At 65.1% G+C, this 14,552-nt stretch carries 14 protein-coding genes; 2 read left to right on the forward strand and 12 right to left on the reverse strand.

What is annotated here, in order from left to right; genetic code table 11:
- Nucleotides 1-292: 292 nt before the first annotated feature.
- From BLT64_RS09750 to BLT64_RS26810, 11 genes are all read right to left on the reverse strand, one after another.
- On the reverse strand, nucleotides 293-526 hold the full coding sequence (locus BLT64_RS09750; protein WP_041529709.1) for a hypothetical protein: 234 nt from the start codon (nucleotides 524-526) through the stop codon (nucleotides 293-295).
- The gene (locus tag BLT64_RS27730) at nucleotides 520-804 is read right to left on the reverse strand and encodes a ubiquitination-like system serine protease family protein (RefSeq protein ID WP_367888670.1); all 285 of its coding nucleotides are present in this window, start codon (nucleotides 802-804) and stop codon (nucleotides 520-522) included. The genes BLT64_RS09750 and BLT64_RS27730 overlap by 7 nt, the downstream gene beginning before the upstream one ends.
- A gap of 8 nt (nucleotides 805-812) precedes the next feature.
- Nucleotides 813-1,766 carry an N-acetylmuramidase domain-containing protein gene (locus tag BLT64_RS27130; protein ID WP_011746614.1) on the reverse strand — a complete coding sequence of 318 codons (954 nt, stop codon included), beginning with the start codon at nucleotides 1,764-1,766 and terminating at the stop codon, nucleotides 813-815.
- A gap of 69 nt (nucleotides 1,767-1,835) precedes the next feature.
- Nucleotides 1,836-2,093, reverse strand: coding sequence for a hypothetical protein (locus BLT64_RS09760; RefSeq protein ID WP_011746615.1), 258 nt, complete (start codon nucleotides 2,091-2,093; stop codon nucleotides 1,836-1,838).
- Between the two features lie 26 nt (nucleotides 2,094-2,119).
- On the reverse strand, nucleotides 2,120-2,473 hold the full coding sequence (locus BLT64_RS09765; RefSeq protein WP_011746616.1) for a DUF2793 domain-containing protein: 354 nt from the start codon (nucleotides 2,471-2,473) through the stop codon (nucleotides 2,120-2,122).
- 7 nt (nucleotides 2,474-2,480) lie between these two features.
- The gene (locus BLT64_RS09770; protein ID WP_011746617.1) at nucleotides 2,481-6,500 is read right to left on the reverse strand and encodes a baseplate multidomain protein megatron; all 4,020 of its coding nucleotides are present in this window, start codon (nucleotides 6,498-6,500) and stop codon (nucleotides 2,481-2,483) included.
- 4 nt (nucleotides 6,501-6,504) lie between these two features.
- Nucleotides 6,505-6,942, reverse strand: a complete 438-nt coding sequence (locus tag BLT64_RS09775) for an NlpC/P60 family protein (RefSeq protein WP_011746618.1) — start codon at nucleotides 6,940-6,942, stop codon at nucleotides 6,505-6,507.
- Entirely contained in the window at nucleotides 6,939-7,823 is an 885-nt protein-coding gene (locus BLT64_RS09780) for a phage/gene transfer agent baseplate hub protein (protein ID WP_011746619.1), read from the reverse strand. Before BLT64_RS09780 ends, BLT64_RS09775 begins: the two co-directional genes overlap by 4 nt.
- Nucleotides 7,820-8,446 (reverse strand): DUF2460 domain-containing protein, encoded by a 627-nt coding sequence (locus tag BLT64_RS09785; protein WP_011746620.1) that lies wholly within the window; start codon nucleotides 8,444-8,446, stop codon nucleotides 7,820-7,822. The genes BLT64_RS09780 and BLT64_RS09785 overlap by 4 nt, the downstream gene beginning before the upstream one ends.
- The gene (locus BLT64_RS09790; protein WP_157137420.1) at nucleotides 8,446-9,675 is read right to left on the reverse strand and encodes a phage tail tape measure C-terminal domain-containing protein; all 1,230 of its coding nucleotides are present in this window, start codon (nucleotides 9,673-9,675) and stop codon (nucleotides 8,446-8,448) included. Before BLT64_RS09790 ends, BLT64_RS09785 begins: the two co-directional genes overlap by 1 nt.
- Before the next feature lie 14 nt (nucleotides 9,676-9,689).
- Nucleotides 9,690-11,096: a hypothetical protein gene (locus BLT64_RS26810; protein ID WP_157137421.1), complete on the reverse strand. Its 1,407-nt coding sequence runs from the start codon at nucleotides 11,094-11,096 to the stop codon at nucleotides 9,690-9,692.
- Between the two features lie 103 nt (nucleotides 11,097-11,199).
- Here BLT64_RS26810 and BLT64_RS09800 point away from each other — a divergent pair, with 103 nt between their 5' ends.
- Nucleotides 11,200-11,721 (forward strand): substrate-binding domain-containing protein, encoded by a 522-nt coding sequence (locus BLT64_RS09800; protein WP_011746623.1) that lies wholly within the window; start codon nucleotides 11,200-11,202, stop codon nucleotides 11,719-11,721.
- A 72-nt stretch (nucleotides 11,722-11,793) separates the two neighbouring features.
- On the opposite strand, the gene BLT64_RS09805 is transcribed toward BLT64_RS09800, so the two are convergent.
- Nucleotides 11,794-12,504, reverse strand: a complete 711-nt coding sequence (locus BLT64_RS09805; protein WP_041529710.1) for a gamma-glutamylcyclotransferase — start codon at nucleotides 12,502-12,504, stop codon at nucleotides 11,794-11,796.
- A gap of 554 nt (nucleotides 12,505-13,058) precedes the next feature.
- On the opposite strand from BLT64_RS09805, the gene BLT64_RS09810 reads away from it, so the two are divergent.
- Nucleotides 13,059-14,384: an MFS transporter gene (locus BLT64_RS09810; RefSeq protein ID WP_011746625.1), complete on the forward strand. Its 1,326-nt coding sequence runs from the start codon at nucleotides 13,059-13,061 to the stop codon at nucleotides 14,382-14,384.
- Nucleotides 14,385-14,552 lie beyond the last annotated feature (168 nt).

The following is a 14,552-nucleotide window of genomic DNA, read 5'->3' on the forward strand; positions in this document are numbered from 1 at the left end:
CATACTTGCCGCCTTTCCGGTCTCGCAGGCGACGATAGAACGCGATCTGCGAAGGCAAGCGGGAGAGTGGGAAGGAGCCGGCCCAGCCGCCGCGCGACAGCAGGACCGTGCTGCCATCCTCGGACAACCGCGCCACTGGCTCGGTCAGAAGCGCCGGAGCGGTCACGTTCCGCACCCGGCGTCGATTCGCGCGATCAGCGCCCGACCAGTTGCGCGGCTTTGCGGGCCACCGTCCACCACCAGCGCGGCAGCATGCGCCGACCGCGATGCCCTCGTCCCGTCACATACCGCCTCACCGCTTACTCCTGTCGCGCAGCCACTCAAGATCATCGGCAGGATCGCCATGGCCAACATCCGCATGGTCCATCTCCCTTCTGGTTTTCTGATAGCGCTCGAGATCGGCCTCCCGAGCGTCACGACGCCCATCGCGGCGCCCGAGGCTGAAGGCGGCGATCACCGCCACGATCAACCCGCCGAGCGCCGCCAGTGCGCGGCCGAGCCGCGTCCCCAGCAGCCAGGTCAGCATGCGACCCACTCGCCCCGGCGCAACCAGCCGTGCCATTGGCAGGGCATGCCGGTATTGTGGATAGAAGGGGACAGGGTCGGATATTCGAGCTCGCGGTCCCAATCCCACGAAGGGCCCGGTCGCCCGGACCCGTTTACCGGCAAGTAACTTTCCTCGCCGCAGCCGCAGGGGCAGATGAAGGAAAGCCCTGCCACTTCGCCATTCGACCAGCGGCGAAAGCAGATCGCCCCGGCGATCCGCTGCCCACCCCGGAGGTCCGAAACCTCTCCGACAACCACCGCCCGCTTCAGGCCACCCCCCGCAGCTTGCGGAAGGCATGCAGCGCCAGCGCGCCGATGCCGATGACGGCGGCGGCGATGATCAGCAGGTTGACCGAGGATTCCGGCAGCGCCCCGCCGACCGTGGCCATCGCGCCGGCGGCGGTCGAGGCCAGCGCCACGATCTCGCTCGCCTGGGCGATGCGATCCTGTGCCGCGGGCTGCTTGACAGGCTGGATGCCCGAATAGCCCTCGAGGGCCTTCCACGTGCGCTGCCCCACCACGCCGTCGACGGTCAGGCCATGGCGCTTCTGGAAATCGCGCACGGCCTTGTCCGTGTCCGGGCCGAAGCTGCCGTCCACATCGATCCCGAGGGCATATTGCAGCCGCCTGACCGCCACACCCTTGTCACCCGAGCGCAGCACGACCGGCGAAGCCCTGCCCGAGAGCTTCTGATATGCGGTTTCGATCCGGGCGGAATATTCCGCCACGTTGGCGTTGCCGTTGTAGCGGGCGGCGAATGCGCGCCAGTCATGCGAACGCAGCGCCGACGCCAGCCCCCATGCTTTGATCAGCCGGACAAAGGCGCGGATCTGCTCACTCTCGGATGCCGCCATGGCCTCGACCATCGCGCCGGCGGTGGGATAGCCGGCCGCATTCGCGTTGAACCCCATGATCTGCGGCCCGCCCCAGCTGCTCGCGCGCATGGCATCCTCGGCATTGCGGGCATAGGCCGCGTCGAACTTCGCCTCGCGGGCGGCGAACGACAGCGCCGCGCTGGTCTTGTAGTTGCCCTCGGGCTTGCGCAGCTTGTGAGGCTCGAACCGGCGCTCGAGCGTCCCGTCCGAGCGGAAGGGCTTGCCCGACGCCTCGATCTGCCAGACCGCCTCAAGGGCGGCGACCTCGCAACCGAGTTCCTCGGCGGCAGTAACGAAGTCTTGGGCGGTCGCGCGCTGCGCCGCCCCTTTCCAGGGTTTCGACATTTCCGGGTCTCCTGTCGGCAATAAAAAACCCGCCGTCAGGCGGGCGGGGAAGCAGTGGGGTGGTAAGGCTCAGGGAATCTTGCGATCGATCCGTTCGAGGGTGCGCCCGATGGACACCAGAGATTCCTCCATGCGCGCGAGCGTCAGGCCCTGCTTCTGCGTGACCAGCTTCTGCGCTTCGAGCTGTGCCTCCAGCTTGGTGATCTCGGCCTCGTTGCGCGCACTTTGCTCACGGTTTCGCATCATGGTGACCTCCAGTTTCGCCCATACGCCGGCGACTGCGATAAGCAGCGGCCAGACCTGCTGAATTGCGCTCCAATCAGGCATTGTGTCCCTCTTTCCTTTCTCTGTTTTCAAAGGCCAAGGGTGCTGGCCAGCGTCACCCAGCCGGAGCCGTCAAAGACATAGAACATGCCCTCGTCCTCGACCCAGCAGGTCCAGCCCGGCTTCGGAATCATCCGAAACCACGATCCATCAGCCCACAAGGCGATGCTGTCATCCCAGCCTGCCCATTCGCCGGTCGGCGCGCCGCCGACGATGTAGCGGGTGCCCGGGGACGGGCTGCCCGGCGGCGTGTTTACGGCCCGGTCGGCAGCCGAAAGCTGCACGATGCCGTCGAGCAGCCGGAGCGCCTCGTTATGGGTGACGTGCTTTTGCGCTTGCGATGCCGCGAGATACGGCAGCGCGAGGTTGGCGGAGTTTGCCATGGCGACCTCAGAAGAACAGGGTTTCGGAATAGGCGATGCCGCGACCGGCAACGGGCGCGACCTGATAGATATCGACCCGGAGAGAATCCCCCGGAGCGAGGGGGGCACCCCAATCCGCAGTCTGCTGTGCGCCGGTATAGACCACGCTGGTGGTGGTCGAGGACAAGGTCCGTTTGACCGCCGCACCGTCGAGGATATCGACCTCATAGGCCGGGCTCTCTTCGCCCAGCGGCACCTCGCCGTTGCCCCAGATATCGGCAGCCAGAGCCCGAGAGCGCCTGATCCATTCGATGGTCAGATCGCCCACCGCCCGGCCGCGCCGATAGGGCTGCACGGCATGCACCCCCGCGAAAGGTTCCAGCCCGATGGCGCGAGGCGTGAATTGCGCCTGCCGATAGGAGGCATCGCTGATCGTCTTGCTGGCCGGCCCGACCCGCCAATACCAGGGAACCCCCACATCCTCGGCCGAGATCGGAAGCTCTATGACCGCCTCGTCCAGCATGACCACGGTCGCGCCGGATGCCACGACGCTGGTCATAGCCCATTCCGTGCCGCGGACTCCCCGTAGCAGCTTCGTCAACCTGTAGCGGCCGGGCGAGACGAGCTCGGCGTTCGCGGCCTGCACGATCTCCCAGACGCCGGGCGCCGTTTCGATGGCAAAGGCATTCGCCCCCGAGAAAAGCTGCTGCTCGCTGACGCTGACCAGCGTCCCCCAGGCCAGATCGATCCAGAGTTCGTTGCCATGGTCGAAGCGATCCACCGGCCCCGAATGGAGCGGGAAGGCGAGGGAGCCGATCCGAGCCCGCCGATTGAAGGTGGTGAGAAGGGTGAAACCTTCGTTCTCATCCTCGCTGCGATAGACCGCCATCTGTCCCGGCCACCGCGCGGCTGTCGCGGCCAGCAGCGGGCGATGGGCCTGCTGGCTGGATTGCAGCAGCGGCAGATCCAGAAAGATCGTCGTCGGCGCGTCATAAGGCAGGGGCCGGGACAGGTGCGCCCGCCGGGTAACGGCTGGCGGCAGGTCATAGGCTTCCCGGTCCTGCCGAACCGAATCTATCGTGCGCGCTTCCGCATCCCCGATCTGCATCAGCCGATATTCATAGCCCCGGCCATCATGCTCGAGCGTCAGGACGTCAGTGGGATCGAGCGCCAGGCGGGATGGGGGCAGACTGAACGTCGCGCGCTCGCGGCTCACCCACGCCTCCTGCAAGGCGCGCTGGCAGCGGCGATCCGCTTCCTCGGGCGGCACGACGATGGAAAAGGATTCCGCTGCGATCCGTGTGGAATCGACCGTGGCACGGCGGGCCTCGACCATGACCCCGTCATATTCCTCGTCGTTGCGCGCCACCTGCCATTTCAGCGCCTGCGGGATCTCCGTTTCCTGCCCCCGAACCATCTCGATCACCTCGCCCCCACCTTCGCCGCGCCGGACCAGATCGGCGGTCGTGACCGACCCTGCGGGAGCCCGGCCGCGCGAGACGAAGCGGATCAGGCCGCCGGTCTCGCAGGCATCGAACCCGAAATGCCGCGCCAGCATCGCAATGGAGGATTTCGGGGATTCGATGGACGTGATGCAGTATCCCTCGACCGCGTCATGAAGTCCCGTGACGTCGAACTGGCTGTCGGCCAACCCTGCCTCTTTACACAAGGCTCGGACCAGCGCCCGCAGCGAGACGGACCCGAGCCGGCCTGTCATCCAATGCCCGAGCCGCCAGTTTTCACCGTCGACCCAAACATCTGTCAGCGCCGGAAAATGCGGATAGGGCCGCGTATCCCATGCCCAGACGGCGCACTCGTCCGATTCCACCATCCGCCCGGCATAGACCGACGATTGGGGGTTGTTCGTGCTGTCGGCCCAATAGCCGAGCATGGCCTCGATATAGGCGCGCTGGTTCGAATCGTCGCGCCAGCCGCGCGAGAAATGGGGCAGGGCGCTTTCCGAGGATTTCGGATCGAAAGACACAGCCGGCTGGTTCGAGCCACGGTCGACAGCCGGACAACCGAGTCCGGTGAACCGGATGGGCTTTGACTGCGGAACCCAAGCGGTAGCGCCGCCCTGCTCGACGCCGCCAGGCCGATTCCGGTGCTGGTTGGACCACCATGCCCGGATATCCTTGTAGCGGAACACCCATGGCTTGCCGGCAGCCGCGTCCGTGATCGGCGTCCGGGCCTGGTTGTTCCGCGCCGCGTCCGAAGCATAGAACCAGTCGTAGCCCTCGCCGCCCTCGACATTGCCGCGCAGATACCCGAGGTCGTAGATGCTGCCAGCCCCGGCCTGGGCGTCGAGATGATCCCAGCCGTCACGCCAGTCGGACAGCGGCATGTAATTGTCGATACCGACGAAATCGACATTGCTGTCAGCCCAGAGCGGATCGAGGTGGAAAAACACATCCCCCGTTCCATCGCTGGGATGATGGCCGAAATATTCCGACCAATCGGCTGCGTAGCTGATCTTCGTGCCTGGGCCGAGGATGGACCGGACGTCAGCAGCCAGAGTCCGCAACCGGGCCACGACATTATAGCCGGTGGTCGCATTGTTCCGCAGTTGGGTAAGCCCGCGAAGCTCGGAGCCAATCAGGAAGGTATCGACGCCGCCAGCCGCCGCGCACAGATAGGCATAGTGCAGGATCATGCGGCGATAGCCCCAATCCTCGCCGCCGGTCCAGGACACGGATTCATCCGAGACGCTGAAATCGCCCGCCGCGGCGCTGCCGAAGAAGGCTGCGATCTGGGCGGTTGCATCGGTGGTCTTGTCGACGGTTCCTGCAAAGCCCGGCGCAGGCGAGCAGGTAATCCGGCCGCGCCAGGGGAATGCCGGCTGACCCACGCTGGCTGCGTTGTGCGAATAGGGATTCGGCAAGCTGTTCCCGGCGGGGATATCCATGAGGATGGATGGGTAGAAGGTCACCCGCTTGCCGCGGTTCTTCAGCGCCTTGATCGCCTGAACGACAGATACATCGGCGGGCGTCCCGCCGAAATTCGGGCGGTTCTGGCCATCCCTCGATACCAGATGAGCACCACTACCGAACAAACCTCGGGTGATACCATTCACTGACCATGAAATCGGCGTCGTATTCCGTTGCTCGTGCTCAATCCCCGGCTTCAACAGACAATTTCCGCAACGCAGATCATTTCCGAACCATGGAACGGAGAGAGACACGCTCATCACGTTTGGTGCGATATCATCGAGCCGGTCGAGCGAGACACGGAAATCGGTCCTACCCTCCGCTGCATTCGAGTTGACGAACTCGCCGCTCTCCGAAGAGTTTATCGGAACGAGCACGCCCGCGACGGTGCGCACCACCTGCGTCGAATAGCCGAACTCGCCCGCTGCCGGGAACAGGGTGACGGCCCGCGCCAGCCCTTCGATGGAGTCGGCATGAGCAAGCGGACGGAACACCTCGAAGGTCAGTTGCGGGATGCGGTTGCCGAAGTCGGTCAGCAGCATATCCTCGAACACGACATAGGCCGTCCCGCGATAAGCCGGCGTCCGATCTGCGCCCATGAGGGAGGAAATCAGCGGGTCGGGCTGCTGCCCCTCGCCACCGCGATAGACCCGCATGGTGACGTTCGTCATGTCGAGCAACTCGCCGTCCGCCCAGACCCGACCGATGCCGCCGATCTGCCCCTCGCAGATGGCGATCGCGAAGGATGCGTAATAGGTGTATTCGGTGGTTTCGACGCCGCCGCCGCCGCCCTTGCCGCCCTGCCGCGTTGTGGTGACCTCTTCGCGGAAATCGGTCGCCCAGATGACGTTCCCGCCGATCCGGGCCGCACCGAACACGCGCGGAATCACCGTTCCCTCGGTCGAGGACGTGATGCGCTGCGCATCGAGGCGCTGCCCCTCGAATTTCTGTCCTGGCATCATGGACTGGATAATCCAGGCATCGACCATGGAGCCTGCCATGGAGCCAATCGCGCCGCCGATCATTGCCCCGGTTACTGCCGTGCCGAAGGCAGTGAAAACGGTGCCGGCCATCGCGCCGCCGAGGGCGGTGCCCGCTGCGCCAAGGATAAGAGTCGCCATGTGATCAGGATTCCGGGTTGGGATAGAGGAAGGCGAAGGCGATGCGGCGCTGCCACGCGGTAGTCAGCGGCTGCTCGATCACGCCCAGCCGCTCATAGGAATGAATGAAGCTGTCCGGGCCCGTGAGGATGCCGACATGCTTTGCAATGCCGTTTTCGCGCATGCGGAACAGCACCACTGAGCCGGGGCCCGCCTCAAGCGGATCGATCTGGATCATCCATTGGCGCGCCCCCTCGGCCAGCACCTCGCGCTGGCCGATCTCGCCCCAGCCGCGGCCATAAGGCGGGATCTCGGTGGGCTCGTGCCCGACGATCTGCCGCCAAACGCCGCGCGCGAGGCCGAGGCAATCGCAACCCGCGCCGATGGTGCTGGCCTGGTCGTGATAGGGCGTCCCGAGCCAGGCGCGGGCTGCGGCAATGACGATGGCGGGATCGGCGCTCATAGCGGCTGCCCGTCATTGAGGCCGCTCTTCCTGGCATAGCGCAGCACCGTGTCCTGACCGGGAATGTCGGGAAAGCCTCGGAAGTTCACGATATTGGAGAACTTCTGAAAGCAGGTGGCATGCTGCTTGTCGCACCCGGCTACGATGGTGAAGGCGTGGCCGGTGGCGATTGCGTAAACGGGCGCCTCCAGCAGAGACAGGCTGACCGCGCTGCCGCTCTTGCCATGCAGCGTCACCTCCGCTTGCCGGCCGGCATTCGGCCCGCTCGTCCAGGTGAGAACACCATGATCGAACCAGCCGCCAGCGAAAGCACCGAGGCCCGAGGCATTGAAGCCGCGGTCTCGCAGAACGCTGGTGACCGCGCCCGCGCCATTGAACTCGGGGGCCGAGAGGGCCACCTTGCATCGCGCATCGCCCAAGGCCGCGTCACAGGCATACTGGTAGGTTCGCCCGGACGCCTGATCGAGCATATGGGCCAGTGAGCGCATCTCGGCGTTAAACGCCACCTGCCCGCGGCGCACCTCCCCGATGGCCCCACGCCGCATGAGAACGCGCTGAGCGGGCGCCGACCAGTTGACCCGCCAGACCTCGACAGCCGCATTGTCATAGCGCCCGTCGATGATATCGGCCTCGGTAATGCGGCCCGAGGAAAGCACCCCCTCCGCATCCTGCGAATCCACGTTCAACTCCGAGCCTGCGCGGATCTCCGATGCAGCGAAACCACTCTCGGGCTCGAACTCGACCCCCGAGAAATTCAGTGGGTTGTCGTGATCGGTGAAGCCCAGCACCACCCCGTCATTTCGGGTGATCTTCCAGCACCAGCACAGGGTGGTCGTGCCTTCGTCCAGATGCGCCTGCATCCCGGCGGGGAGGGTTTTCATCGCCGCACCTCAATCAGCGGAATGGAAGGGATCGAGCCGAGCCGCTCGATATCGAGGATCAGGTCCAGCTGGTCCGTGTCGAAGCGCACGGGCACGTCGAACTGGAATCCGGCGCGCACTTGCTGGCCGGCGGCCGGCGGGTTGGCGAAGGTGACGACGCCGGTCGTGGTATCGACCGTCCAGCCGGATAGCTGCTCGACTCCGTTGACCGCCACGCGGACGGTATCCGCCACCGGCTTCGTAATGATGCGGGTCCAGCTTTGTGAGCCCGAGATATAGAACTTGCGCAACTGAAACTCGGTGCGGGTTCCATCTCCGACCCCAAGGGCCATGTCCGCCGGATGCGAAACCTGCATGGGCGAGCAGGATTTATAATCGGACCAATCCTTGAAGCGGAAACCGTAGAGCCGTCCGTTGCGGGCCTCGAAGAACGACACGACTTCGGCCAGTTGGTCCGCATTGCGGATGCCATAGCTGACATCGTAGACGCGCCGGGAGTTGGCCCACGAGGCGTTGCGCTCCTCGTCGCCCGAGGAAAGCTCGACCACCTGCGTCATGCGCCGGGGCCCGCCACGTGCGCCCCGGCTGATGTTGTCGGGAAAACGGATTTCGTGGAACGCCATTACCTGCCTCGTCCGGCCATGGACAGCATGCGGGAGGCGTCAGCCGCCAGTTGCGTCCGCGACTGGCGGATGCTCTGCGCATCCCGCACGTTGAAGTTGATGATGGGTGCAGAGCCGCCGCCGAAATGCCGGTCCTCCCAATCGCGGGTCTGCCGGCGGTTCAGCACCCGCTCACCGCGCTGAAGGATCGCGGCATATTCGTCCGAGCGGAGGCCGAGCGGTGTCCCGTTGTGCAGGCGAGGGGCGTTGGCGAAGTTGGCGGCAGAGACGTAGCGCAATGCGCCGCCGCCCTTGCCGCCGGTATGCATCACCGAAACAGGATTCAGGCCCGCGCCCTTCAGGGCTGCGCCGAGCGGATCGAAAAAGCCGGAAACAAGGCCGGCCAAGGGGCCGGTGATATACCGCTGCGCCGCCAGCTTCGCCAGATCACCCAGCATGGAGGTGATCAGATCGGAAAAATCTGCCTTGCCGGTTTTGACGAATTCACCGACCGCGGCAGCAGCGCCGTCGAATGCGCCAACGAGAGCATCCCCGATATCGTCGCCAATGCGCTTCGCCTCCTCAGCATACTCGGCAAGCGACCGGCCGATTGCGTTCCAGCCGGTTTTTTCCTGATCAAGCGCGGTCACGAGTTCCAGCACCTTTGCCTTCTGCTCGGCGGTCGCGTCCTTCAGTTGCTTGGAATATTCCAGCATCTTCTTCTTGATCGGGTCCGTCTCCTTCAGAACGGCCAACTCCCGCTCAAGCGATTTGATCAACTCGTCGGCTTCGTCCTTCTCCTCCCTCTTCGACTTACCGCCGCCCTTCTTCTTTTTGTCATCCTTCTGGCGGTCGATGGCGTTCTTGATGGCCTGTTCCCGAACCCGGTCGAAGAAATCCCCCATAGGGTCTTCGCTCATGATATCTCGGATATCCCCCAGGCCAGCCTCGAGGCCCCGCCGGGCTTTGGCACCGGCCGTCATGGCTTTCGCCTCTGCAACCCCGGCCATATCCTCAAGCTGAGCGCCGATTCCCCAGGCCGCGTTGCTGCCCGCAAGGTTGGTGCCGAAAAGGGTATCCCAGGCCGTCGCGATCCCGTTGATCATGGTGCCGATGCCATCCATGATCCCGCCGAGTGCCTTGAGCGCGACCGCCTTCGCCTTTTCAAAGCCCTGCTCGAACAGCAGCGGGATCGCATCGACGGCGGCGCGGATACCACTGACCGCAGCCTTGATGCCGTTGATCAGCATATTGCCGACCCACTTCACCCCGGCGGCCACCTGATCCCACGCCCAATCGAACCAAGGGGCAATGGCGTCGACCGCATGCGCTTGACGGCGATGCTGGACACATCGTCGCCCGGCCCCGAGTAGTGGAACCGGACCTCCTGCGCCCCGTGCGGCAACCGGAACACTCTGCGGCAATGCTGGTCGCGGCTCATCACGGGGTAGAAATGCACGTCGCCGTTGCTGTCCTTCCATTGCATCCGCGAACGGCGGGACTTGCCTGCGACCCAGACCGCAAGGCACCGCTCCGAAGCGTCGATGTCGGACACGTCGATCCACTTGGTGGTGCGGACCTCGGCCCCGACCGGACTGCCGCCCTCGGTGGTCAACAGGACTTCGCCGCTGCCTTCGTCAAAATACCCGTTGTCATAGCCGACGAAGCGGTCAGGCTCGGCATTATGCGCGGTCCAGACGGCCTGCGTCAGCGGCAGGCATTCGTCGTTCATGCCCTCGTAATCTGTCATCTTCACAGGTTGCTGGTAGGAGCCGATGAAGGTGGACAGGAACCGCCGACCGTTGGACTGCCCGCCCGCTTCCATATGCGGGGCATCCCAGGTCCGCAGATTGAGGATCAGCTTGTGGAAGGCGTCGTTTGTGGTGCCCGAGGTGCGGACCCGCATCGCCATCTGGCCTTGCAGGAACGAATGGATCGGCTTGTCACCGATATAGCGCCAGACCAGCATACCCCACGAGTTTGTCGCGACCGGCTCGAACAGGCATGGGCCTACGAGCGAGTTGAACACGGTGGCGCTGATATCCACCGGAAGCGCCCGGAAGGTGGAGCCGCGGTGGGTGAACCATGGCACGTCCGTATAGACGTAGTTGGTGCTTTCCTGCGACGGCGGGTCGAACACGATCAGGCCGGTGGCGCGGGCGGCGGCGTTGACCACGCCGGGCGGCGGTGCGGCGTAGTTCTCGCGGATTTCATCGGTGAAGGTCTGGGTGCCCGGCGTCAGGTCGTCGTCAAGCGGCGCCCCGTTGGTGGCGGGCAGGCTGAGACGATCCTCCGGCAGCGTATAGGCCGCGTTGATCGCATCGCCCATGGCGGCGGCATGGCCGGCGGCTGCTCCCGCCGCGGTTTCGGCGCGGTCGGCATCATGCTTTGCATCGGAAGCATATTGCCCGGCATCTGCAGCGCTGGCCAGTGCCGCCGCCGCCGCCGCGAGAGCTTGCGCCAGAGCATCAGGAACGGAGGGAATAGGAGACGGAACAGAAAGAAGGCTCGAAAGCGTCACAGGCCCGGTAGATGGAACGCTGATCATACCGAGGCGCTTTATGTAGTCCCGGCCTGTAGGAAGAACTCGATACCCGACATGCACGGTATAGCGAACGGGCAGCAATTCGCTGCTCTGCAGAAAGATCGAGAATGAACCGCTGGCCCCCACGGGGAACTCCTGCGGGCCAGGAACAAACACGTTCGCCCCGTGCTTCGCCCAATCATTCAGCTCGAAAATCAGGCGCGCAGCTACAGGTGTGTCACCCCCTGGCATGGCCGAGGTATTGCTCGATTACGGGCACAGGCGCATTGCGGCGCTGAACTCTTATCGGCGGTTTCGCTATGCCGCGGCCCGCGACGCGGGCTATCGCGCCGCGATGGAAGGCCGTCATGTGCCCGTCGACCCGGATCTGGTTCTGGAAACCGCGATGACGGAAGAGGACGGGCTGAAATTAGGCGCCCGGCTCTTGTCCTTGCCCGAGCCGCCGACGGCGATCATCTGCGGTTCGATCTTCCTGGCGAAAGGCGTCTATCGCGCCGCGGCCGAGGCGGGGCGGACCATCGGCAAGGATCTGTCGGTGGTGGCCCATGACGACCAGCTGCGCGGCATTTCGGCGGCGGACTTCGCCCCTGCACTGACCGCCACCCAGCAATCCGTAGAGATGGCAGGGCGCCGTCTGGCCGAGATCCTCATCGACCGGCTCGAGGGCAGGCTTGCCCCCGAGCCTGTCTGCGAAGTGTCGCGGCCCGACCTGATCCTTCGCGGCTCGGTCGGGCAGGGGAAGCTGGTGTAGTTGCCGGCTAGCCCCTCAGCCACGCCTTGCCGGCTTCGGCGTCTCATGCCGGGCTTGATCGCTGCAAGGCGATCATTCGCTGGGCCGTTCCTCGGGCTCTGCCGTTCCGGCGTCGATTTCCTCGGCCACGAGCTGCTGGAGCGTCCAGATATAGTCGTCATGGATGCCGATTTCCGCCAGCCCCCGGGCCGTGCGCAGCAGATACTCGGCGCCCGATCCGGCGGCACCTGCCGCGCGGGCCAACCGCTGCGCCTGTTCCTGGACCGTGAGTTCGGCAAGTTGCGTGCCAACCGGGTCGGCATAGAAGGTCAGCGCATCCTCGCGGCCGCGGTCGGTCTCGACCTCGATCCAGCAGGCATTGGCGGACAGCTCATGGGCGACGAGTTCGCGCCGCAGGATGGCGCGGAGCGATTGCGCCTCGGTCCCTTCGGCGATGTCGAGGACCAGCCCCTCGCAACTGCCGCCCGAGGCGAGCGCAAGCATCAGCCCGGGCCGCTCGGGCGTGCCGCGGAAATGGTCGAGCGAGATCGAAAAGCGGCGATGCCAGCCGATGGCGGTGGCGCGGCGGCGCCCGCCGACGGCAAAGCCGGGGTTCCAGATCAGCGAGCCGTAGGCAAAGACCGGGATGGGCCGCGGCCGCCCCCGGGTGAGCCTGTCGGCCAGCAGGTCCAGGTCGGCGTCCTCGAGCATCCGCCAGCGCGGATCGTGCAACAGCCCCTCCTCGGCCGAAGCCACGCGGGCGACGTGATCGTCGGACAGCACGATGGGGCGACAATTGGACATAAGGTTTCCTGCGGGCGGCGACAGTTCCATCCGCGCAAGGTTCCTGCCAGCGCGATCCGGGGTCAACCCGAAACCGGGGCAGTAACGGCGCGTCGGACAGGATGCTTCGCATTCGCCATTGGCGTTCCAGCCGCAAAAGGACGGTGGCGTTAGAAATTCTAATGCTTTCTGAGAGAATATTCTCGTTTGCTCCAACGGGCCCGTCGGGAAATAAGCCGCGTGTCCGGGTTGCGGGGCGCCCGGGCGAACATGACCGGTCATCAGCCCCGGCCGATTGAAAGCAGATGCCGGGCCTTCCGGCGGCATGGGCTTCGGCTGCCTGGTCGACAACCTGTCCAGGCCGAGCGTTCGGGGAGGATGGGGCCGCGCGTCCAGGCACCGGCGGCCAGGACAGGCTGGTGCAGCCCCGGAGCGCCCGAAGCTGCACGGCCGGCAATTTCATGGACCCGTGGAGGAGCCACGCCGGTGGGGGGCCATGGAAAGCACGATGCGTATAGGGGACCGCCCGCCAGCCTTCAGCGGAACGTCCGATCTTGAATTCAGGAAGGTATTCCATGGCTATATCGATCTTGCCCGGCGGGCCCGCGATGCGGGATGCTTTCGGGCGGCTGCCGATTGACGAGGCGCCGCTGAAGCCGATCCACATCGTGGCGGCGGCCGCAGTGCTGGGCGGGGCGGTTCTGGACGGCTATGTGCTTGGCATCGTCGGGCCGGCCCTGTCCATCGCCAGGCAGGAAATGCAGCTTTCTGCGATCAGCCAGGGCCTGATCGCCTCCAGTGCGCTGATCGGCGTGTTCATCGGCGGGCTGTTCTTCGGCAACCTGGCGGATCGTTTCGGCCGCAGGCCAGTCTTCGGCTGGAACCTGGCAGCGTTCATCGTGCTGTCGGTGTTGCAGATCTTCGTGCAGGATGTCTGGCAACTGGTCGCGATCCGGCTGGCGCTGGGGTTGGCGATCGGCGTGGAATATGCCGTAGGCTCCTCGGTGCTGGCCGAGTTTTCGCGCCGCAAGGGCAGGGGCGTGCTGCTGGGCTGCTTTTCCATCGGCTGGCAGGTGGGCTTCACCGTCGCCTTCGTCGTCGGTTCGTTCTATGACGGCGACAACTGGCGCATGCTGCTGGCATCGAGCGTGATCCCGGCGCTGATCACCTTTGTCCTGCGGATGACCCTGCCCGAAACCCCGATGTGGCTGAAGGCGCAGGGCCGCGATGCCGAGGCGCGGGCCATCGTCGACAAGCATTTCGGTTCGGAATACGCGATCCCCGATGTCGATCCGAACCCCCACCACGCCTCCCCGCGCGAGCTTTTCACGGCCGAGATCTGGCGGCAGACGCTTTACTCCGGCCTCTTCTGGTTCTGCCAGGTCGGGCCTTTCTTCGGTATCTTCACCTTCCTGGCCCCGGTGCTCGAATCGCTGGGCCTGCGGGATGCGACCGCGGTCGACATGTCGCTGAACGCCATCCAGATCGCCGGTGCGGTTGTCGGCGTCTTCCTGCTGCACTGGATGAGCCGGCGCGGCTTCGTGATCTGGACCTTCGTGATCGTGCTGCTGACCTTCCTGGCGCTGGGCCTGTTCCCGCAGGCGCCGACCTGGGTCGTCGTGGCGCTGTTTGCGACCTACATGTTCGTCGCCCCGGCCGCGAATAACATCCAGTTCGTCTATCCGCCCGAGATCTTCGACACCCATATCCGCGCGACCGGCATCGGCTTCTCGGCCGCCTTCTCGCGGATATCGGCGGCGGGGGTGACGTACCTGCTGTCCTGGCTGCTGCAGAAGTTCGGTTTCTCGGCGACGTTGGTGATGATGGCGGGCTTTCCGCTTCTCGGCCTGGTTCTGTCCATATTCTGGGCCCCGGAAACCAAGGGCAAGCACCTGCGCTAGGCGCAGGTCGTCGATCGCGCCTTTCCCTATTGCTGCGGCAGGCCGTTTTGGCCTGCTGCTCGTCGGCTTGGCCCATGCGAGACGTCAAGTTCCTCGGCCGCAAGAGGGCGATTGCAGGCCGGTTCGATAAATCATAGCATTATGGCCTGTGAAATAGATTGTCTCGGC

The sequence above is a fragment of the Paracoccus denitrificans genome, from assembly GCF_900100045.1.
Classification (GTDB): domain Bacteria; phylum Pseudomonadota; class Alphaproteobacteria; order Rhodobacterales; family Rhodobacteraceae; genus Paracoccus; species Paracoccus denitrificans.